19 protein-coding genes are annotated in these 20,436 nt (G+C 72.2%); 11 read left to right on the top strand and 8 right to left on the bottom strand.

The genetic code is table 11. The features are described 5' to 3' along the window. The first annotated feature begins 34 nt into the window (after nucleotides 1-34). Nucleotides 35-925, top strand: coding sequence for a D-alanyl-D-alanine carboxypeptidase (locus AB0M29_RS16325; protein WP_365383114.1), 891 nt, complete (start codon nucleotides 35-37; stop codon nucleotides 923-925). 133 nt (nucleotides 926-1,058) lie between these two features. Continuing rightward, complete coding sequence (locus AB0M29_RS16320) at nucleotides 1,059-1,775, top strand: DedA family protein (RefSeq protein ID WP_365382997.1); 717 nt, start codon at nucleotides 1,059-1,061, stop codon at nucleotides 1,773-1,775. Here AB0M29_RS16320 and AB0M29_RS16315 read toward each other — a convergent pair. The 7 genes from AB0M29_RS16315 to AB0M29_RS16285 all read right to left on the bottom strand — a co-directional run bounded on the left by AB0M29_RS16315 (nucleotide 1,772) and on the right by AB0M29_RS16285 (nucleotide 9,638). Next, a complete protein-coding gene (locus tag AB0M29_RS16315) occupies nucleotides 1,772-3,034 on the bottom strand; it encodes a Gfo/Idh/MocA family oxidoreductase (protein WP_365382995.1) in 1,263 nt (420 codons plus the stop codon). The genes AB0M29_RS16320 and AB0M29_RS16315 overlap by 4 nt on opposite strands. A gap of 88 nt (nucleotides 3,035-3,122) precedes the next feature. After that, the gene (locus tag AB0M29_RS16310) at nucleotides 3,123-4,436 is read right to left on the bottom strand and encodes an alpha-glucosidase/alpha-galactosidase (RefSeq protein ID WP_365382993.1); all 1,314 of its coding nucleotides are present in this window, start codon (nucleotides 4,434-4,436) and stop codon (nucleotides 3,123-3,125) included. Beyond that, nucleotides 4,433-5,380, bottom strand: coding sequence for a carbohydrate kinase family protein (locus AB0M29_RS16305; RefSeq protein ID WP_365382992.1), 948 nt, complete (start codon nucleotides 5,378-5,380; stop codon nucleotides 4,433-4,435). The genes AB0M29_RS16310 and AB0M29_RS16305 overlap by 4 nt, the downstream gene beginning before the upstream one ends. A gap of 54 nt (nucleotides 5,381-5,434) precedes the next feature. Next, entirely contained in the window at nucleotides 5,435-6,322 is an 888-nt protein-coding gene (locus AB0M29_RS16300; protein WP_365382990.1) for a carbohydrate ABC transporter permease, read from the bottom strand. Then, nucleotides 6,319-7,323, bottom strand: coding sequence for a sugar ABC transporter permease (locus tag AB0M29_RS16295; protein WP_365382988.1), 1,005 nt, complete (start codon nucleotides 7,321-7,323; stop codon nucleotides 6,319-6,321). The genes AB0M29_RS16300 and AB0M29_RS16295 overlap by 4 nt, the downstream gene beginning before the upstream one ends. A gap of 8 nt (nucleotides 7,324-7,331) precedes the next feature. After that, nucleotides 7,332-8,663 (bottom strand): ABC transporter substrate-binding protein, encoded by a 1,332-nt coding sequence (locus AB0M29_RS16290; RefSeq protein WP_365382986.1) that lies wholly within the window; start codon nucleotides 8,661-8,663, stop codon nucleotides 7,332-7,334. Nucleotides 8,664-8,759: 96 nt separating this feature from the next. After that, complete coding sequence (locus AB0M29_RS16285; RefSeq protein ID WP_365383112.1) at nucleotides 8,760-9,638, bottom strand: endo alpha-1,4 polygalactosaminidase; 879 nt, start codon at nucleotides 9,636-9,638, stop codon at nucleotides 8,760-8,762. Nucleotides 9,639-10,015: 377 nt separating this feature from the next. Here AB0M29_RS16285 and AB0M29_RS16280 point away from each other — a divergent pair, with 377 nt between their 5' ends. Further along, nucleotides 10,016-12,133, top strand: a complete 2,118-nt coding sequence (locus AB0M29_RS16280; RefSeq protein ID WP_365382985.1) for a glycoside hydrolase family 2 TIM barrel-domain containing protein — start codon at nucleotides 10,016-10,018, stop codon at nucleotides 12,131-12,133. A gap of 35 nt (nucleotides 12,134-12,168) precedes the next feature. Here the strand turns inward: AB0M29_RS16280 and AB0M29_RS16275 are convergent, their stop codons facing one another. Continuing rightward, the gene (locus tag AB0M29_RS16275) at nucleotides 12,169-12,594 is read right to left on the bottom strand and encodes a nuclear transport factor 2 family protein (protein WP_365382983.1); all 426 of its coding nucleotides are present in this window, start codon (nucleotides 12,592-12,594) and stop codon (nucleotides 12,169-12,171) included. A gap of 84 nt (nucleotides 12,595-12,678) precedes the next feature. On the opposite strand from AB0M29_RS16275, the gene AB0M29_RS16270 reads away from it, so the two are divergent. The 8 genes from AB0M29_RS16270 to AB0M29_RS16235 all read left to right on the top strand — a co-directional run bounded on the left by AB0M29_RS16270 (nucleotide 12,679) and on the right by AB0M29_RS16235 (nucleotide 20,400). Next, the gene (locus AB0M29_RS16270) at nucleotides 12,679-13,281 is read left to right on the top strand and encodes a PadR family transcriptional regulator (RefSeq protein ID WP_365382982.1); all 603 of its coding nucleotides are present in this window, start codon (nucleotides 12,679-12,681) and stop codon (nucleotides 13,279-13,281) included. A 39-nt stretch (nucleotides 13,282-13,320) separates the two neighbouring features. Next, nucleotides 13,321-13,893, top strand: coding sequence for an isochorismatase family protein (locus tag AB0M29_RS16265; protein WP_365382980.1), 573 nt, complete (start codon nucleotides 13,321-13,323; stop codon nucleotides 13,891-13,893). A 125-nt stretch (nucleotides 13,894-14,018) separates the two neighbouring features. Continuing rightward, on the top strand, nucleotides 14,019-14,426 hold the full coding sequence (locus AB0M29_RS16260) for a hypothetical protein (protein WP_365382979.1): 408 nt from the start codon (nucleotides 14,019-14,021) through the stop codon (nucleotides 14,424-14,426). Between the two features lie 116 nt (nucleotides 14,427-14,542). Then, nucleotides 14,543-15,103, top strand: a complete 561-nt coding sequence (locus tag AB0M29_RS16255) for an RNA polymerase sigma factor (protein WP_365383110.1) — start codon at nucleotides 14,543-14,545, stop codon at nucleotides 15,101-15,103. Then, the gene (locus AB0M29_RS16250; RefSeq protein WP_365382978.1) at nucleotides 15,100-15,870 is read left to right on the top strand and encodes a hypothetical protein; all 771 of its coding nucleotides are present in this window, start codon (nucleotides 15,100-15,102) and stop codon (nucleotides 15,868-15,870) included. The genes AB0M29_RS16255 and AB0M29_RS16250 overlap by 4 nt, the downstream gene beginning before the upstream one ends. A gap of 223 nt (nucleotides 15,871-16,093) precedes the next feature. Then, nucleotides 16,094-18,460: a HAMP domain-containing protein gene (locus AB0M29_RS16245; RefSeq protein ID WP_365382976.1), complete on the top strand. Its 2,367-nt coding sequence runs from the start codon at nucleotides 16,094-16,096 to the stop codon at nucleotides 18,458-18,460. Nucleotides 18,461-18,472: 12 nt separating this feature from the next. Next, nucleotides 18,473-19,921 carry a poly-gamma-glutamate synthase PgsB gene (gene pgsB, locus AB0M29_RS16240; RefSeq protein WP_365382975.1) on the top strand — a complete coding sequence of 483 codons (1,449 nt, stop codon included), beginning with the start codon at nucleotides 18,473-18,475 and terminating at the stop codon, nucleotides 19,919-19,921. Then, entirely contained in the window at nucleotides 19,918-20,400 is a 483-nt protein-coding gene (locus AB0M29_RS16235) for a poly-gamma-glutamate biosynthesis protein PgsC/CapC (RefSeq protein ID WP_365382974.1), read from the top strand. The genes pgsB and AB0M29_RS16235 overlap by 4 nt, the downstream gene beginning before the upstream one ends. Nucleotides 20,401-20,436 lie beyond the last annotated feature (36 nt).

The raw sequence follows: 20,436 nt of genomic DNA, 5'->3' as shown, positions 1-20,436 counted from the left end.
GGCACTTGGAGATGTCACTGTGAAGACCCTTAGCGTGAAGACCGTCAGCCATGGAATCCGCCGCACGACCGCGGTCGCCGTCACCGCGGGAGCGGTCCTGTCCGCCGGGGCGTTCGCCGTCCCGGCCCAGGCCGCCTCGCCCGCACCCCCCACGATCGTCGCCAAGGGCGGCTTCGTGATGAACAACGGCACGGGCACCGCCCTGTTCGCCAAGGCGGCGGACACCCGTCGTTCCACGGGCTCCACCACCAAGATCATGACGGCCAGGGTGGTGCTCGCGCAGCAGCGGCTCAACCTGAACACCAAGGTCACCATCCAGAAGGCGTACAGCGACTACATCGTGGCCAAGAACGCCTCGTCGGCCCATCTGATCGTGGGCGACAAGGTCACCGTCGGCCAGCTGCTCTACGGGCTGATGCTGCCGTCGGGCTGCGACGCGGCCTACGCGCTCGCCGACACCTACGGCAAAGGCAGCACCAGGGCCGCGCGGGTGGCGTCCTTCATCGGCCAGATGAACACCACCGCCAGGAGCCTGGGCCTGCGGAACACCCACTTCGACTCGTTCGACGGCATCGGCAACAACGCCAACTACTCCACACCGCGGGACCTGACAAGGCTCGCGAGCAACGCGATGAAGTACACGACCTTCCGCACGGTCGTGAAGACGCGGTCGACCCGGCAGAAGGTCGTCACGAAGAGCGGCGGCTACCGCTACATGTCGTGGACCAACACCGACAACCTGCTCGGCACCTACCCGGGCGCGATCGGCGTCAAGACCGGCTCCGGCCCGGAGGCCAAGTACTGCCTGGTCTTCGCCGCCACCCGCGGCAGCAGGACCGTCATCGGCACGGTCCTGGCGTCGACGTCGGAGGCCACCCGTACGGCGGACGCGAAGAAGCTGCTGGACTACGCCTTCGCGCGCTGACCCGCCCCGCCGGGGCCGGAACCTCCCGGGGTTCCGGCCCCTCGGCGAGGACGGTGCCGGGGTCGGTCACCGGCGGGACCGATCGCGGTGTCGCGCGGCACTGGGCGACACTGGCGGGTGAGGAGGCCCGCACTTGACGACACTGGCGGTCAACCCGACGGACAGTGCCTCGGTGCTGGCCGCGTTCGGCGCGCTCGGGGTGCTTCTGGTGACCTTCGCCGAGTCCGGGCTGCTGGTCTTCGGCTTCTTCCTGCCCGGCGACACCCTGCTCTTCCCCGCCGGGGTGCTCTGCGCCGGCGGCGACCGGCCGGGTCCGCATCTGACGCTGTGGCAGGTGATGGTGTGCGCCGCGGTCGGCGCGATCGCCGGGGCCCAGGTCGGCTTCCTGATCGGGCGGCACGGCGGGGCGGCCTTCCTGGCACGCACCGACAACCCGCGGCTGGAGAAGGGGCTCGCCCGCGCGGAGGAGATGCTGGCCCGGTACGGCTACGGCAAGGCGATCGTGATCGGCCGGTTCGTCCCCCTGGTGCGCAGCGTGCTCAGCCCGGCCGCCGGGGCCCTGGGCGTTCCCGTACGCGTCTTCACCTTCTGGCAGGTCATCGGCGCGCTCGCCTGGTCGCAGAGCCTGGTGCTCGCCGGATACGCGCTCGGCGCCGCCGTCCCGCACGTGGAGCGCTATCTGCTGCCGGTGGTCGCGCTGATCGTCGTCGGCTCGTTCGTGCCGCTGCTGATCGAGCACCGCCGGTCCCGCCGGGAGCGGCGGGACCGGGGCACGGACGAGGACCCGGACCGAGATCGGGACCAGGACTCGGACCCGGATCAGGACCTCGACCCGGACCGGGAGCCCTAGGAGCCGTCGGGCGCCAGGGTGACCACCTGGCCGGTGGTCCTGGCCCGCTCGGCCGCCCAGACCACCCGATGCGTGGCCAGGCTCTCGGTGCCGTCGGAGAGCAGGAGCGAGGCGTCGCCGGTGGCGACGGCGGTGAGGAAGGCCCTGGTCAGCGCGGTGTCGCCACCGCCGTGGCCGCCCGCCGCCGACGGGCCGCCCTCGGCCATCGGGTCGATCGTCCGCTGCTCGCCGGTGCGGAAGTCGACGTACCGCAGGGTGTTCCCGTCGCCGTCGATCGAGCCGTCGGTGCCCATCAGCCAGGTTCTGCGGTGCTCCATCGGGGTGAAGGCGCTCATGGTGAACGCGCAGGTCGCGCCGTCGGCGAACTCCATGGAGACCACCTGGTGGTCCACCACGTCGTTGTCGCAGTCGTAGACGCAGCGCCCGTAGGGCCCCGTCCGCAGCGCCTCCAGCACCCCGGCCTCGGTGTGGTCCCCGGTGACCGCCGACAGCGGCCAGAACTCGGCGCCCGGGTCGCCGAGGCAGCCCAGGTACAGCCGTTTGGCCGAGTAGGCGCAGCCGGGTTCCAGCGGGCAGTCGACACACCGGTCCGCCGCCCCCTCGGGGCGCTCCTCGGAGCGGAAGTGGGTGCGGCTGCCGAAGGAGCTGACCCGGGCGGGGATCGCGCCGAAGAGATGGACCAGCCAGTCGATGTCGTGGCAGGACTTGGTCAGCAGCATCGGCGCCGAGGTGTCCTCGCGCCGCCAGTGCCCGCGCACGAAGGCGTGGGCGTGGTGCCACCAGCCGACGGGTTCCAGGTGGTGGGCGCTGACCAGTCTGCCGATCCGCCCTTCGTCCAGCAGCTTCTTCACCGCCAGGGTGTACGGCGTGTACCGCAGCACATGGCAGACGGCCAGCATGATCCCGTTGCGCTGGGCCGCCTCGGCGATGGCCGACGCGTCGGCCTCGTCGGTCGCCATCGGCTTCTCCAGCAGCAGGTGGTAGCCCAGGTCGGCCAGGCGCACCGCCGGGTCCCTGTGCTGCCGGTCCTGGGTGGCGACGATCGCGGCGTCGGCGATCCGCCCCGCCGCGGCCAGCTCCGCCCAGCCGGCGTACACCCGGTCCGGCGCCACGCCGAACTCGGCCGCGGCGGCGGCCCTGCGCGCCGGGTCGGGCTCCGCCACCGCGGTCACCCGCCCCGTACCCGCCGCGTGCGCGTGCCGCGCGTACATCTGGCCGCGCAGTCCCGCCCCGACGAGCGCCAGCGTCACCTCAGGCATGCAGACCTCCCTGCATAAAAGCCGCCCCGCTTCGAGTCGCCCCGCATCGAGCCTCCCCGCATCGGACCACCCGCTCCACAGCAGTCCCTCACGCCCCGAGCACCTCGCGCAACCCCGGCTGCAGGGCCGTCGAGTGGGCCTTCACCATGTCGTCGCACAACTCCCAGATCCGCTCCACGGGCAGCGCGGCGGCGGTCGCCGGGTCGGTCATCAGGGCCTGCCGGATGTGCCGCGGCTCGTCGTCCAGGGCGGCCCTGACCACCAGGTCGTTCATGCTCAGGTAGGTGCGGTTGAGGGCGGCGCACTGCGGCGGGAGGGCGCCCGCGCGGGTCGGCTGGACGCCGGTGCCGTCGACCAGGCACGGCACCTCGACGGTGCCGGTCGCGGGCAGGTTGTCGATCAGCCCGTGGTTGGGCACGTTGCCGTACACCGTGCGCGGCGTGCCCGTCGTGACGCTGTGGATGATCTGCGGCGCGTACTCCATCGTGCCCTCGACGGGCAGCGGCGTCCCGCCCGCCAGCGCCGCCCGGGTCCGCTCGTACTCCGCCGTGTTCTCCTCGACGATGCCGAGGTACGCGCCCACCGGCAGCCGCAGCCGGTCGATCTCGCCGTCGTGGTGCAGATACCAGGGGACGTACTCCGCCGAGTGCTCGCTGGTCTCGGTCGGGTAGTAGCCCAGACGCCGGTACATGTCGACGCGCACCCGGCGGCGCAACTGCGCGTCGTCGGCGATCAGCGCGTCCAGGCGCGGGTACAGGTCCTCGCCGTGGTGCTCCAGGCGCAGCACCCACGCCTGGTGGTTCACGCCCGCCGCGCGGTACGTGACCTCCTCGTGCGGCACCCGCAGCAGCTCCGACAGGTCGCGGATCGTCCAGTACACCGAGTGGCACAGGCCCACCACGCGGGTCAGCCCGGTGGCCTGGGTGAGGTACTGGACGTTCATCGCCATCGGGTTGGTGTAGTTGAGCAGCCAGGCGTCCGGGCACACCTCGCGGATGTCGGCGCCGAGCGAGGCCAGCACCGGGAAGGTGCGCAGCGCGCGGAAGACACCGCCGACGCCCAGGGTGTCGCCGATGGTCTGGCGCAGCCCGTACCGTGCCGGGACCTCGAAGTCGGTACGGGTCGCCTCGCCCATGCCCACCTGGACGATGTTGATGACGAAGTCGGCGCCCTCCAGGGCCGCGCGGCGCTCCGCGTGCGCGGTGATCCGCGGCCGGGCGCCGCGCACCCCGGCGATGTGCCGGGCCGCGCCCTCCGCGGTGGCCAGCCGCTCCGGGTCGATGTCGTGCAGCGCGATGTGCGCGTCCTTCAGCTCGGGGAAGGCGAACAGGTCCGCCAGCAGCCCCTGGGTGAAGACGACGCTCCCGGCGCCGATGAACGCGATCTTCGTGGTGGTCGTCACTGGTTCTCCTGGTAGCTGGTGGTCGCGGCGGCCGCCTCGTCCCAGGTCGGCTGGGCGGGCGTGCCGCCGTGCGCCCGGGTGGACAGCGCGCCGCAGGCGGCGGCCAGTTCGAGGGCCGCGGCGGTGGGCAGGCCCGCCAGGGTGGCGGCGACGAACCCGGCGTCGAAGCTGTCGCCCGCGCCCACGGTGTCGACCGGCAGCACCGGGACCGCGGGCGTCCGCAGCAGTGCGGTGCCGTCATGGGCGAGCGCGCCGTCGGCGCCGTTCTTCACCACCACCAGTGGTCCGCGGGCGGCGAGCGCGGCGGCGGCCGCCTCCGGTGCCGCGGTACCGGCCAGCGCGCACGCCTCCCGCGCGTTGGGCAGCAGGATGTCGGTGACGGCCAGCACCTCGGCCATCCCGGCCGGGTCCCACCGCCCCGCGGGGTCGTCGTTGGTGTCGAGCGAGGTGCGGGCGCCGTGCTCGCGCGCGGTGCGGAACAGCTCGGGCAGCGCGGCGGCCAGCGCGGGCATCAGGAAGTACGAGGCGGCGTGCACATGGCGGCTGTCCCGTAGCAGCTCCTTCGGCACGTCGTCGGGTCCGGTGGCGGCGAGGGTGCCGGGGGCGGTGAGGATCGCGCGGTCGTCGCCGCGGGTGAGCACGGTGGTCAGCGGCGTCGCCAGCTCGGGGTCGAGGCGCAGGGCGGAGGTGTCGACACCGCGCTCCTCCAGCGCGGAGCGGACGTAGCGCCCGGTGCCGTCGTCACCGATCCGGCCGGCCAGCGCGACCCTCAGCCCCAGCCGGGCGGCGCCGCACGCCATGATCGCGGCCGAGCCGCCCAGCGTGAGCAGACCGGTGGCCACGAGCTGTTCGCGCTGCCCGAACTCCAGCGGGCCGTCCAGCGGCCCGAGGACGACGTCCGGGTTGGCGTCACCGATGACGAGCAGGTCGTACGTGTGGGGCATCAGAGTGCTTCCTGTGTGCGGTCAGGTGCGGGTGGCGGTACGGGGTGCATGTGCTCAACCCTTGAGGCCGCTGGAGGTGATGGACTGGATGAAGGACTTCTGCGCGGCCAGGAAGGCCAGCAGCACCGGCAGCACGGTGATCACGTTGCCCGCCATCACCGCGGACCACTGGGTGTGGTGCTGCCCCTGGAACGTGGTCAGTCCGAGCTGCAGCGTGTAGTGGGTGTCGTGGTTGATGGCGATCAGCGGCCAGGTCAGGTCGTTCCAGGTGCTGAGGAAGGTCAGCACCGCGACCGTGCTCAGCGCGGGCCGCGACAGCGGCAGCACGATGAGGACCAGCACCCGCAGCCGTGAGCAGCCGTCGATCCAGGCCGCCTCCTCCAGCTCGCGGGGCAGCGACAGGAAGAACTGCCGCAGCAGGAAGACCGCGAAGGGCGTCACCAGCGACGGCACGATCAGTGCCCCCAGCGAGTCGATCAGCCCGAGCCGCTTCATCACCAGGAAGGTGGGGATCATCGTGAGCTGGAACGGGATCGCCATGGTGGCCAGCATCAGCACCAGCAGCGTCCGCGAACCGGCGAACCGCATCCGGGCGAAGGCGTAGCCGCCCAGCGCGCCGAACACCAGGTTGGAGACCACCGCCGCCACCGACACGATCAGCGAGTTGGCGAACCAGCGCGGGAACATCGCGTTGCCCAGCACATAGCGGTAGCCGCCCAGGTCGATCCGTGAGGGCCACAGCGCGGGCGGGAAGCGGTTGATCTCCGCGTTGCTCATCACCGAGCTGAGCAGCAGCCAGATCAGCGGCACCGCGAAGAGCAGCGCCAGCGGGGCGAGCAGCAGGTGCCAGCCGCTGAACGGCAGCCGCCGTACGGGGCGCGGGGCGGCGGGCGTTGCCGCGGATCCGCGGGCGGCCTCGGGCAGCGTGGACGTCATGGTCATCGTGCGGCTCCTTCGAGGCGTACGGGCTCGCGGGGTGCGGACACGCGGGGGGCCGGTTCGGCCGGTTCGGCCGGCGCGGGTTCGCGGCGGCGCAGTGCCCGTACCCCGGCGGCGGCCACGAGCAGGACCAGCGCCAGCACGTACGCGGCGGCGGCCCCGTATCCGGCGGTGAAGTTCTGGAACGCCTGCTCCCAGATGAAGTAGACGATCACGGTGGTGGAGCCGAGCGGGCCGCCCTTGGTGGTCACGTACACGAGGTCGAAGACCTGGAGCGAGTTGATGATCTGCCACAGCAGCAGGAAGACGTTGACCGGGGTGAGCGTCGGCAGCACCACGTGCCGCAGCAGGTGCCACCGCCCGGCGCCGTCCAGCCGGGCGGCCTCGATCAGCGACGACGGCACGTCCTGCAGCGCGGCCAGATAGACCACGACGCAGAAGCCGGTGCCGCTCCACAGCGAGATCGCCACCAGCACCAGCAGCGCCTGGCCGGGATCGGTGAGGAAGCCCTGCGGGGAGACGCCGATCGCGTGCAGGACGGAGTTGGCCGCCCCGAACTGCGGGTCGAGGATGAAGGAGAACAGCACGCCCTGCGCGGTGGCCGAGATGACGAACGGCACGAAGATCAGCGTCCGGTACAGGCCGACCAGCCGGATCCGGCGGTTGAGCGCGAGCGCCAGCGCCAGCCCGAGCAGCATGCTCAGCGGGACGTACAGCGCGGTGTACTCCAGGGTGTTGCGCACCGCCTGGCTGAAGTGCGGGTCCTGCCGCAGCGCGCGGTAGTTGGCCAGGCCCACCCAGCGGCTGGGTGTGACCAGGTCGTCGGCCTGGAAGGACAGCAGCAGCGACCAGATGATGGGCAGGACGCCGAGACCGAGGATGACCGCGATCGACGGTGCCACGAAGACCCAGGCGGTGGCGGACTCGCCGCGGCGCCGACGGCGGCGGGCGCGGGCCTGGCGGTCGGTGTCGGCCAGGGTGAGCGGGGTGGGAAGGCGCGACATGGGTCTCCTCAACGCGGGATGAGCAGGGCGGCGTTGGCGTCGCGTGCGCAGTCGCGCAACGCGTGGGCGGGGGTGCTCCGGCCGAGCAGTACCGCCACGACGGCCTGCCCCAGCGCCTCGGAGATCTGCGGGTAGGCCGGGTGCGCCGGGCGCACCCGGGCGGTCTCCAGCGCGCGGGTGAACACCGACAGGCCCTCGGTGGCGGCGCTGCGGTCCTGCCAGGCGGGCAGCGCCTGGGTGGAGCGGCTGAGCGGCAGGCTGCCCGCCCGCAGGTCCCACCGCACGTCCTGCGCGGGCTGGACCAGCCACTCGACGAAGGTCTTGGCGGCCGCGACACGCGCGCCGCCGTTGTCGAACACCGTCCAGGTGTCGGGCCCCGAGATGGTCACGGGGCGTCCGCTGTAACTGGGCAGCGGCACCACGTGGTAGTCGGTCCTCGCCTGGAGGATGTCGGGCAGTTCCCACGGCCCGGTGACGACCATGCCCATCCGGCCGGACAGGAAGACCTGGTACATCTGCTCGCTGCCCGGCTTCGGGTCGACGTAGACGCTGCGGTCGCGGGCGAGCGCCGCGACGGTCTCCAGGGCGCGCACACCGGCGTCCTCGAAGCCGATGCTGCGGCCGTCGGCGGCGATCACCTCGCCACCCAGGTCCCACACCATCGGCCACAGCCGCCACACCGTGTCCTCGTCGCCGACTCCGGGCCAGCCGGTGCCGAAGGTGCCGTCGCCGTGCCCGGTCAGCTTCCTGGCGGTGTCGGTGAAGTCCTGCCAGGTCCAGCCCGGCTGCGGCAGCGGCAGACCCGCGCGGGCGAAGAGCTTCTTGTTGCAGACCACGGCGAGCGAGTCGAGCAGCGCGGGCGCCGCGCGGACCCGGCCGTTGACGGTGACCGCCTCCCTGGCGGGCGTCCAGAAGTCCCGCCAGGGAGTGGGCCCGTCGTTGACGGTGCCGGTGAGGTCGACCACCTTGGGACTGCGCGCGATGCTGGCGAGGTCCGACCCGAAGACATAGGCGATGTCGGGGTACGAACCGGACGCCAGCGCCGCGGTGACCTTCTGCAGCATGGCGTCGGCGAGCACCCCGCCGCCCGCGTCCACCCTGATCTTCGGATGGGTGCGGTTGAACTCCGCCACCAGTGCCTGGATCACGGCCCGTCCGGTGTCGGTCTGGCCGTGCCACAGCTCCACGGTCACCCGGCCGTCGGGGCCGACGCCGTCACCCGTGCCGGAGCCGCAGCCCGCGAGCACGGAACCGGCCGCCGCGCCGGAGAGCAGCCCGGCGCCCCTCCGCAGGACGTCCCGGCGGGCGGGTCCGCCGGGCGGGAGAATGCCTGCGGTCATCGTGTACCTCCAAGCGGGGACTGCTCGGGCAGCCCCGTCCATGAGCTGGTGGGAAGGGTGCGGCGGCGCGGCCCCGTGCGGGCCGTCACGCGGGGGTCAGCAGGTCTGGCGTACGTATCCGCTGCTGCCGGCGGGCCTGACGTCCAGGTCGCGCCGCACGATGCTGAGCTGGCTTCCCCAGCCGGAGCAGGCCTTCTTCAGGCCCTTGGCGGTGTACTCGATGACGATCACGTGGTTGCCGAACGCGGCGGTGTAGTCGCCGCACTCGCCGTAGGTCCCGCACTCCTCCGCGATGGCGAAGTCGAGCCCGGTGCTCTGGTGGTCCCCGGCGAGATCCGAGGTGTTCTTCTGGGCGATGGCCAGGCCCTTGCCGTGGCTGTGCGCGGACAGCAGCGTGATGTACGCCTCCGCGTTCGCCGAGGTCAGCAGGTTCTTGGAGCGGCTGTAGCTGTCGTAGTTGTCGGGCTCCACGGCCTGGTAGCCCTTGGCGGCGCAGCCGTCGATCCAGCCGTCGACCTTGGCGGCCACCCGCTGCCGCTTGTCGGCGGTGCGCAGGTCGAGCAGCGCCTCGCCCCAGTCCTCGTCGTAGACGACGGCGCCGCTCGCGTCGCGCAGCAGGAGGTCGGAGTCCCAGCTGCCCTCGTCGCCGGGCTGGACCTGGAAGGCGTTGACGTAGCAGATGTTGTACAGCCCGGCGGCGGGCGCCGCGGTGTGGTCCCTGCTGACGACCGAGACACCGGTGGGCGGGGTGTACGCGCCGCCGATCTGGTAGTCGAACCCGGCGTGCGCGGGCGGCAGCGAAACGGTGAGCGGGGCGGCGGCGCGGGGTGCGGCGGCGCGGGAATCGGTGTGGGGGGAGGTGGTCCGTGGCGAGGCCCCGGCGGACGAGGCCGCCAGCGTGGGGAGTGTCGCCGCCGTGGCGAGCGCCGCGAGGGCGGCCAGACAGCGTCGGGTCCTTGCACGATTGATGCGCATCATCGAGCTCCTGATGATGGGGGGTACGTCCCCGCCTCGGAGGCTGACAGCGCTCCTGGCGACTTTGTCCGGGCTCGCGGCGCTCGGGCGCCGCACACCGGCTAGGCGTACCTCTGACGCCGGTGCTCAACTCCGGCGCTCGCGAGGAGTTAACCGCTCGGGATTCGGCATGTCAACAGCGATGGGATGCTCAATCATGCGCGCATGAGGTCGTTTGCGCGCACGATGCTGCAAGCCGAGGGCGGATTGCGGGTGTTGGGGCGCGGCGTGCCGAACCTCTTGACGGCCACCCGCCGCCCCCATACGGTCTGCCGGACACATAGAGGAATCGTGTTCATATATGCAAACCCCCCACCACGTCCCGAGTGAGGCATGACATGACCGATCTCCCCTCCCGCCGGCTGGTACTCGGCGGCCTCGCCGGCGGGGCGTTCGCCTCGTTCGCCGCCGGCGGTGCCGCCCGCGCCTCCGCCGCGCCGGCCGCGGCCACCTACACGCCGCCGAACCCCCGTACCCGTATCGACCTGAACGCCGGCTGGAAGTTCGTCAGAAGCGACGTCAGCGGCGCCGAGCAGCCCGGCTTCGACGACTCCGGCTGGACCTCGGTCGACACTCCCCACACCTGGAACGCCGCCGACGGCGCGGACGGCGGCGACAACTACTACCGGGGCCCCGGCTGGTACCGCAGGCACTGCGCGGTCCCGGCCGCGCTGGCGGGCAAGATGCTCTTCCTGCAGTTCGCCGGGGCCAACCAGGTCGCCGACGTCTGGGTCAACGGCACCCACCTCGGCCAGCACAAGGGCGGCTACTCCCGCTTCCGGTTCGGCGCCACCGCCGCCCTGCGGCCGGGCGCGGACAACGTCATCGCGGTCAGGGTGACGAACGCCGCCGACCCCGACATCGCCCCGCTGGACGCGGACTACAGCTTCGACGGCGGCATCTACCGCAATGTCAGCCTCTGGGCCGTTGACCAGCTCCAGGTGCAGATGCTCGACTACGCGGGCCCCGGCATCTACCTGCGGCAGAGCGCGGTGAGCGCCGCCTCGGCCACGGTGGCGGTGACGACGAAGCTGTGGAACAACAGCGCGGCGAGCCGCTCGGTGGTCGTGCGCACCGTGATCACGGACGCGAGCGGGACCGTGGTCGCCGACACCCGTACGACCGCCCGTACCGTCGCGGCGGCCACCGGAGCCACCGTCGTCCAGAACGTCACCCTCACCCGGCCGCACCTGTGGAACGGCCTGGCCGACCCGTATCTGCACACCGCCACCGTCGAGATCCGCGACGCGGCGACCGACACGGTCACCGACGCCGTCACCGAACCGCTCGGCCTGCGCACGATCGCCCTCGACGCCGCCACCGGCTTCTCCCTCAACGGCACGCACCTGGGCCTGCACGGCGTCAATCTGCACCAGGACCGGGCGGTGAAGGGCTGGGCGGTCAACGACGCCGACCACACCCAGGACTTCGACCTCATCAAGGAGATCGGCGCCACCACGATCCGGATGGCGCACTACCAGCACGACCAGAAGGACTACGGCCTCGCCGACGAACGCGGTCTCGTGGTGTGGGCGGAGATCCCCCTGGTCAACCACGTCACCAACTCGGCCGCCTTCACCGCGAGCACCGAGAACCAGCTCCGCGAGCTGATCCGGCAGAACTACAACCACCCCTCGATCGCCTTCTGGTCCATCGGCAACGAGCAGCGCTCCGACGACACGGCCACCAACACCCTGCTCGGCGCCCTGGCGTCGATCGTCACGGCCGAGGACCCCGATCGGATCTCCACCTACGCCTCCAACCTCGGCGACAGCGCGGGCGTGGCCCTGCACACCCAGGCGTCGGCCTTCAACAAGTACTACGGCTGGTACGGCGGCTCCAAGGACGGCGACCTCGGCGCGTGGGCCGACAACCTGCACAAGAACGCACCGGCGCGGAAGTTCGGCGTCTCCGAGTACGGCGCGGGCGCCAACACCACCCAGCACGCGCTCAACCCGCCCGCGCCGTCCTCGGGCGGGAGCTGGCACCCCGAGGAGTACCAGTCGCTCTTCCACGAGGCGGCCTGGAAGCAGCTCGCCGCGCGCCCGTTCGTCTGGGGCACCTACGTCTGGAACATGTTCGACTTCGCGTCGGACGGGCGCAACGAGGGCAGCCAGCCGGGTATCAACGACAAGGGCCTGGTCACCCGCGACCGTGCCACCCGCAAGGACGCCTTCTACTTCTACAAGGCCAACTGGGCCGCCACCCCGACGCTGTACATCACCAGCCGCCGCTGGACGCAGCGGACCGACGCCGCCACCGAGCTGAAGGTCTACTCCAACGCGACCTTGGTGACGGCCACCCTCAACGGCGCCTCCCTGGGCGCCGTCACCAGCTCCGACCGGATCTTCCGGTGGACCGGTGTCACCCTGCGGCCGGGCCGGAACACCGTCACGGTCACCGCGGTCATCGGCGGCGCGACCCGCACCGACAGCGTCGACTGGACGCTCGGATAAAGGTCTCGGGACAAGGGTTTCGGGGCAGTCCGGCGTCAACCCTGGGCGGGCACCAGCCCGTCGGCGACCAGTCCGGCGAGCACGGCCTCGCTCAGGGTCCGGACGGCGGACATCGGGCGGACCATCACCGTGAACTCCTTGATCCGGCCGTCCTCGGCGAAGTGCAGCAGATCGATGCCGTGGATCTCCCTGCCGTTGACGGTCGTGCGGAAGAGCAGCACGGCGGAGGGCGCGGTGGTGCCGTCCGTGCTGGTCTCGGCGGCGCCGTCGTGGTGGCCGATGTAGCGGAAGTCCTCGAAGGTGCGCAGCAGGACACCGAACAGGCCGAGCACCATCGGCCTGCCCTCGAAGGGGCTGAACTTCACCGGGCTGTAGAACCGGATGTCCTCGGTGAACAGCTCCTCGAGGGCGGCCAGGTCGCGGTCGTGGACGGCGGCCCGGAAGCGGTCTGCGGCGGTCACGGCGACTCCTCAGTACTCATGAATGTGACTACTCATATTCATGAGTACCATGAGGGAAGTGCCCCTGAACAGAGGAGGCGGCCGATGGCGCTCCGGCATGCCGTGCTCGCGGCGATGCTCGACGAGGAGCTGAGCGGATACCAGCTCTCCAAGGCGTTCGGCCTCGGCGTGGCGAACTTCTGGCACGCCCAGCCGCAGCAGCTGTACGCCGAGCTGGCCCGGCTGGAGAAGGACGGGCTGATCACCGGCCGCGAGGTGGTCCAGGACAACCGGCCCACCAAGCGCCTGTTCACCGTGACCGAGGCCGGGCTGGCGGAGCTGGAGCGGTTCACGGCCGCCGCGGCCAAGCCGGTCTTCGTCCGCGACGACCTGCTGGTGAAGGTGCAGGCCGCCGACCATGTCGACACCGTCACCCTGATCGCGCAGCTCACCGAGCGCGCCGCCTTCGCCCGGTCCAGGATCGAGCTGTTCGGCAAGCTGCTGCGGGCCATGCGCGGCGACCGCACGGAGGAGGACTTCCTGCGGCACGGCGCCCGCGTCGGCCCCTATCTCACCTGCCTGCGCGGCCTCGCCTTCGAGCAGGGCAACCGCGACTGGTGCGCCCGCGCCGTCACGGTGCTGCGCGCACGGCAGGAGACCGTCGCCGGGAGCCCGCGCGAGACCGGCGATGTCAGTGGGCCCGCATAGCATCGGGGAAACGACGGTCCACCCGCGCCCGGAGGCACCATGAGCACCCTCGACAACCGCCCGAACACCGCACTGGTCGTCATCGACGTGCAGAACGGCGTCGTGGACCAGGCGTACGCAAGGGACGCCGTCGTGGCCAACCTCGGCATCCTGGTGGACAAGGCACGCGCCGCCGGAGTCGAGGTCGTCTGGATCCAGCACAACAGCGAGGAGCTGCCCCGCGGCAGCCACGCGTGGAGCTATGTGCCCGAGCTGATACGCCGGGACACCGAGCCGCTGGTGCAGAAGGAGTACGGCGACGCCTTCGAGGACACCGAACTGGAGTCGCTGCTCGCCGACCGCGGCATCGGCAGCCTCGTGGTCGCGGGCGCCCAGACCGACGCGTGCATCCGCTCCACGCTCCACGGCGCGATCACCCGCGGATACGACGCGGCGCTGGTCCACGACGCCCACACCACGGAGGACCTCACGGCCTACGGCGCGCCCGCCCCCGCGCTGGTCATCGCGCACACCAACCTCTACTGGCAGAACCACGAGGTCCCCGGCCGCACCGCGGGCACCGTGAGCACCGCCGACGTCGACTTCGAGATGGCCGCCACCTCCCGTTCCTGACCAGGCCGCCGGGCTCCAGGTGTCGCGGGGGTGATGTTTTGGCGGCCTGCCGCGCCTCACTGAAGTGAACCCCGTGTGATCCAGGGGGAGCGTTCGGTGACCGAAGGGACATCATGGAGCATGCGGTGAGCAATCCTCAGGCGAGCACGCTGGGTCCCCGTCTCGCGGCGGACATCGTGGCCGTGGTCCGCGAAGGAGCACGGATACGGCTCGACTACACGCCCCCGAGCCTGGCGGTGGTCGACCGCGTCATCGACGGCATCCGCCGGGAGAAGCCCCCGGCCAAGGCGATCGCGCCCACCCTGCTCGGCTTCGGCGCCTACACGGGAGAGGTGCTGGTCCGCGAAGCGGGTGCCGCCTGGGTTGCCTTCGACGCGGGTCAGCAGGATATGTTCGAGCAGCCCTTCGGGATCCGAACTCCCGACGGGCGGCTGTGGAACCCACTGGGAAGGGCGGTCAAGCGGTACCGCAACGGCCCGGAGGACAGTCTGGGCCTGTTCTACCTCTCGGTGGTGGGCCAGGGTCTGGTCTGACACCCCGGGGCAGCGGGGATTGACAGGCCGTTCGGTGGCAAGAAGACCGCCGTGCGGGGGCCGGTCAGCACGAAGAGGACAGAGTGGGCAAGGCTGGAGTGCGCCGGCACGAGCGGATGGACGACGGGATACTGGGCGACGCCGTCGCCCGGGCCCGTGACGGGGACGAGACGGCCTTCAGTGTCGTGTACCGCGAGGTCCATCCGATGCTGCTCGGCTATCTGCGCGGTCTGGTGTCCGACGACGCCGACGACGTGGCCGCCGAGACGTGGCACGACATCGTCCGCGACCTGGGCACCTTCCGCGGCGACGGCTCCGGCTTCCGCGGCTGGGCGGCGACCATCGCCCGGCACCGCGCCCTCGACCACCTGCGCAGGCTCAAGGTGAGGCCGCGTACCACCGCGCTGGACGAGCGGACCGCCGAGCCGCTGACGGCGCAGGACTCCGAGGACATCGCCCTGGACAACCTGTCCACCGAACGCGCCCTCTCCCTGATAGCGGAACTGCCCCAGGACCAGGCGGAGGCGGTACTGCTGCGCGTGGTGCTGGGACTGGGCGGTCCCATGGCGGCGAAGGTCCTGGGCAAGCGACCGGGCGCGGTGCGCACCGCCTCGCACCGCGGTCTCAAGCGCCTGTCGGAGCGGATCAGTGGCGGCCCCGGGAGAAGTGACGGATGAACGACAGCCGAGAACACCGCGAGCAGGACGGGTGGCTCGACCCGGCGGTCACCGAGCGGCTGCTCAGCGGCGAACCGGTCGCGGCGGACGCCGACGACCGGGTGACGGACCTGGCACGCGTCCTCACGGCCGCCTCCGGGCCGCTGTCCGGCGACCCCGAGCACGAGCGCGCCGCGCTGGCCGCCTTCCGGCAGGCCCACGGCGGTCGGCGGACCGCCGCCGCCCGGCACCCGCGCCGGGGCTTCTCGGTCAGGGCGGTGCTCGCGGCCGCCGCCGCGGTCTTCGCGGTCAGCGGGGTCGCCATCGCGGCCCAGACCGGCGCCCTCACGTCCCCGTTCCACCCAGGCGCACCCCACCCGCACTCCAGCCGGCCCTCCACGGCGCCCGCCCAACTCCCCACCAGCCACAGCGCCGTACCGGGCACGGACGACCCGCCGACCTCCGCACCCCCCTCACCCTCCGCGCACCCCACGCCGCACGGCACACCCGGAATCCCCCCGGCCGCGACCCTCAAGAAGCTGTGCCAGACGTGGGCCAAGTCGGCCCAGCACGGGGAGAATCTGGACACTCCCTCCCGAAACCACCTCGAACGGGCGGCCGGTGGCAGCGACCACATCGCCGCGTACTGCGCCCAGTTGCCCGGCAAGGGCGGTGACAAGGGCTCCGGCGGCGGCCGTACTGGCAACTCCGGCGGCGACAAAGGCTCCTCTCAGGGCAAGTCCCCGAGCGGCCGCTCCACCCCCACGCCCGACCCCAAATCCAGCTGAGCGCACGGCAGTTCGGCCTGGTCCGGGTGCCCGTACCCTGATGGATCCAAACGAACTACGTTCCCATTGGGACAGTACCGTAATCATTTTGTCACCCTCGAACACGTAGAGTGCGGGGGTTGTCGCGCTGCCACGCAAAGCCCCGCCGTACCTGAGAGGATCCGGAGCCCTGGATACGGTCGACCGTGCGCCGCGTCGCCACCGCACGTACCGGCGCGCGGACATGCCCCTGCTCGGTGGGGTGCGTCCGCCGATAGCCGCCCTGTTCTGCCTGTTGCTGGCCGTCGCGGCCGTCACGGTACTCGTCCTCGGGACCACCGGCGGCCAGGAAGTGCCGCAGGCCGCGCGCGAGGCCGAGCAGCAGATCGCCGCCGACGCCGCTGCGGCCACCCGCACCGCCGTGGAGACGGACGCCGACGCGCTGCGCCGCGCCGCGAACGCCTACTCGGCCACCGCCACCACCACGCCCGCCGCGGCGCTCAAGGCCCTGCTGCCGGTCAACCACGCCGCACGCGGCGCCGGGCTGATCGACCCGCACAGCGGCAGCCAACTGGCCGCGACCGGCGAACCCTTGCCGCTCGCCGGGGTGGATGTCGTCGCCCAGGACCGGGCCAGCGACGGCGGCCCCATCGCCGCACGGCTGACCAGCACGGACGGCGCCGCACCGCGGCTGCTGCTCTTCGCCCGGATCACCCTGCCCACCTCCGCCGCCGCGCAGGACGCCAACCAGGACCAGGGCCAGGACGTCAAGGGCAAGGTCGTCCCGCAGAGCCGCTGGCTGCTGGTGGTGTCCGAGACCCTCACCGTCCCGACCGTGTACGGCGACGGGCGCACCGCCCGGCTCGTCAACCGCGACGGACGCGTCCTCGGCAGCACGCACGCCCCCGCCACCACCCCCCAGGCCGCCGACCCGGGCGCGGCCCCCGGCTCCAAGGACGCCGCGCTGCCCGTCGACGCGGCGAACGCCGCGAACGCCGCCTCGCACGTCACCGAAGCCTCCGGGAGCATGCTGGGCGACCGGGCGGGCAACCGGCGCACCGTGGCCGGTTGGGGCTCCGTCGCCCCCGCGGGAGGCCAGGGCGACACCTCGGAACTGGGCCTGACCGTGGTCACCGCGCAGCGGGTCGACGTGACCGCGGCCGACGGCGACCACCTCCCGTTCGCCCTGGAGGCCGCGGCCGTCCTGGTGGTCATCGCGCTGCTGGTCACCGCCCTGCTCACGCTCGCCCTGCAACGGCCCGTCGTGCGGCTGCACTTGTCCGCGTCCCGGCTGGCCCGCGGCGCCCACGACACCCCCGCCACCCCGGCGGAGGAGGACGACCTGTGGCGCCCGGTGCCCGTACCCGCCTTCGGCGAACCCGCCCGGATCGGCCGGGCCCTGGAGTCGCTGCGCCGCCAGTTGACCGGTGAGGCCGCGCCCGTCCCCGCGCCCGCCCGGCGCGGCCTGGGCACCCGCAGCCTGGTCGTGGTGTGCGCGCTCCTGCTCGCCGTCTGGTCGCTGCCGCTGCTGTTCCTGCTCAACCGGGCCGACGCGGCGGCGGTGATACCCCGTTCCGTCCTCGCCGACCAGCAGGCCCGCACCCAGGCCGCCGCCGACCGCGTACGCCAGTCCCTGAACCAGCGCTACGGCGACCTGACCACGCTCGCCCAGAACATCTCCGGCGCCCCGGTGGACAAGGACCGCACCCCGCTGCGGCGCGCGCTCGACGCCCACCGCCAGTACAGCTCGCTGTACGTGCTGAACCGCCGCGGAGCGATCCTGCTGCGGGTCGGCGACAGGCCGCTGCGGACCATCACGCACACCCCGACCGGCAACGGGATCACCACCGTCAACACCTCGGGCCGTATCCCGGCCGTCGCCGCCTACGCCCAGATCCCGGTGAACCTGGCGAACCCGGCGGCCCCGGCCGTCACCGACGACACCCCGGTGGTGCTGTTCGGCGAGATCGACGTGCACGCGCTCGACCGGACGCTGTCCCGGCCGAGCCTGGGCAAGGTCTGGCTGACCGACCAGCAGCACAAGGTGCTCGCCGCCAACGTCGGCTTCCGCGCCTTCCAGGCGCTGCCCGACTCCCGCCTCACCCGGCTCGCGGCCGGCACCGAGGGCGCCGCCGGCACCGCGGGCGCCGCCAAGGCGCAGGTACTGGCCACCGGCGCCGCGCCGCTCGGCCGGTCCTCGGTGGCCTCGGCCGCACCCCTCGCACAGACCGGCCCCGCCGCCGGTCTCGGCTGGCGGGTGGTCTCCGCGAGGCCCGCGGAATCGCTCAAACTGGCCGCCTACCAGGTCCAGTGGCGCACCATGCTGGCCGGACTGCTCGCCTTCATCGTGGGCGTCGCGTGCCTGGGCTGGCTGCACATCCTGGCCATCCGCCCGCTGCGGGCGCTGGCCGATCTCGCCGAGCGGCTGGCGGCGGGGGACCGGCGCACCGTGCTCTACCCCGTCAACCACGACGAGGCGGGATCGGTGACCCGCAGTCTCGAACTGGTCCGGCAGGCCCTGGCAGCGCGCGACCGCCGCCCCGGGCCCGCCCCCGCGGCTCCGGCCGCCTCCGTCCCGTCCGCCCAGCGCGAACCCGCGCGACGAACGTAGAAGCGAAGCGACGTGCTGTTCCTCTATATCGTGCTGCTGCTGAGCTGCGCCACGCTGCTGGTCGCGGGCATCCTCGAACAGCGGCGCCATGACGCGTCGCTGGACCAGATCCCGATCCGGGTCCTGGTCAACGGCATCCGCGGCAAGTCCTCCATCACCCGGCTGTGCGCGGGAGCGCTGCGCGGCGGCGGACTGGTCACGGTCGCCAAGACCACCGGCACCGCGGCCCGGTTCATCCACCCGGACGCCACCGAGGAGCCGGTCTACCGCAAGTTCGGCCTGGCCAACGTGGTCGAGCAGATCGGCATCGTGCGCCGGGCGGCGACCTACCGGCCGGACGCGCTGGTGATCGAGTGCATGGCGGTGATGCCCGCGCTGCAGGAGATCAACCAGGAGAAGCTGATCCGCTCCACCATCGGCGTGCTGTGCAACGTCCGCGAGGACCACCTCGCCGAGATGGGCCCGACGCTCGACGACGTCGCCCGCTCGCTGTCCCGGTCCATGCCGGTCGGCGGCGTCTGCGTCACCGCCGAGCGGGACCGGCTGCACATCCTGCAGGAGGAGGCGGACAAGCGGCGGTGCCAGCTGATCGCGGTGGACCCCGAGACGGTCTCCGACGAGGAGCTGCGCGGCTTCAGCTGGTTCACCTTCAAGGAGAACGTCGCCATCGCGCTGGCCGTCGCCGAACTCCTCGGCGTGGACCGGGACACCGCGATGCGCGGCATGTGGGAAGCGCCGCCCGACCCGGGTGTGCTGTCGGTGGAGCGCTATGTCACCACCGACGGCAAGAAGCTGCGGTTCGCCAACGTCTTCGCCGCCAACGACCCCGAGTCGACGCTGATGAACGTCCAGCAGCTGGAGACGCTCGGCGCCATCAGACGCCCGCTGAACGTCATCATCAACTGCCGCCCCGACCGCGTGGAGCGCAACGCCCAGATGGGCGCGATCGTGCCCGAGCTCGGCCCCGACACGGTCTTCCTCATCGGCCACCCCACCAAGAGCGCCCGCGACGGCATCCCGGCCGGCTGGCCGGGGCGGGTGGTCGACCTGGGCGGCGACCGCAGGGACCCGCACGAGCTGACCCGCGACCTGCTCGCCGAACTCGGCCCGGAGTCCTCGCTGGTGGCCGTCGGCAACATCCACGGCCAGGGCGAACTGTTCCTGGAGTGCCTCTCCGAGCTGCCGCTGGACGACACCGACGAGCCGGTCGTGCCCGTCCCCGCCGACGACATGTCGGACACCCTCACGATCGCCCTGGCGCGCCCGCCGGAGACCGAGCCGTACAGCTGGGTGGCGCCGCTGGACGGCCCCGCGCAGCACGGCGGCCACCATCGCGGCGACCACCAGTACGGCGGTCACGAGTACGACGCCCAGCAGCACACCCCGCAGCAGACGTACGGCGTCCCCGCGCAGCGCGGCGCCTACGACGCGAACGACCAGAGCATGAGGAACCAGCCGTGATCCCCGCCAACGTCACCCCCCAGGTCGCCGCGCTGGGGATCGCCCTCGGCCTGGTCTTCTCGCTGATCTGCTACCTGACCACCAACCTGTCGCCCGGCGGGATGATCACCCCCGGCTGGCTGGCGCTCACCCTGGTCACCGACGCGGGCCGCGCCGCGCTCATGATCGGCGTCACCCTGCTCACCCTGGGCGCGACCAAGGTGCTGCAGCGCAACGTGATCCTGTACGGGAAGCGGCTGTTCGCGGCCGTCGTGCTGTGCGCCGTGCTGCTGCAGGCCACCGTGATGCTGGCGCTCCAGCACGAGTTCCCGCTGCTCTACACCACCCAGACCCTCGGCTTCATCGTGCCGGGACTGATCGCCTACCAGATGGTCCGCCAGCCGATGGCCGCTACTGTCATCTCCACCACGGCGGTGACGCTGGCCGCGTACGTGGTCCTGGCCGCCGGGCTGCTGCTCGGCGCGCTGCCCACCACCTGAACCGAGCAGCAGTCCCGCAAGAGAGCCGAGGAGGTC

Source organism: Streptomyces sp. NPDC051976, assembly GCF_040680795.1.
GTDB lineage: Bacteria > Actinomycetota > Actinomycetes > Streptomycetales > Streptomycetaceae > Actinacidiphila.
This window is presented reverse-complemented; position numbering and strand designations above follow the sequence as displayed.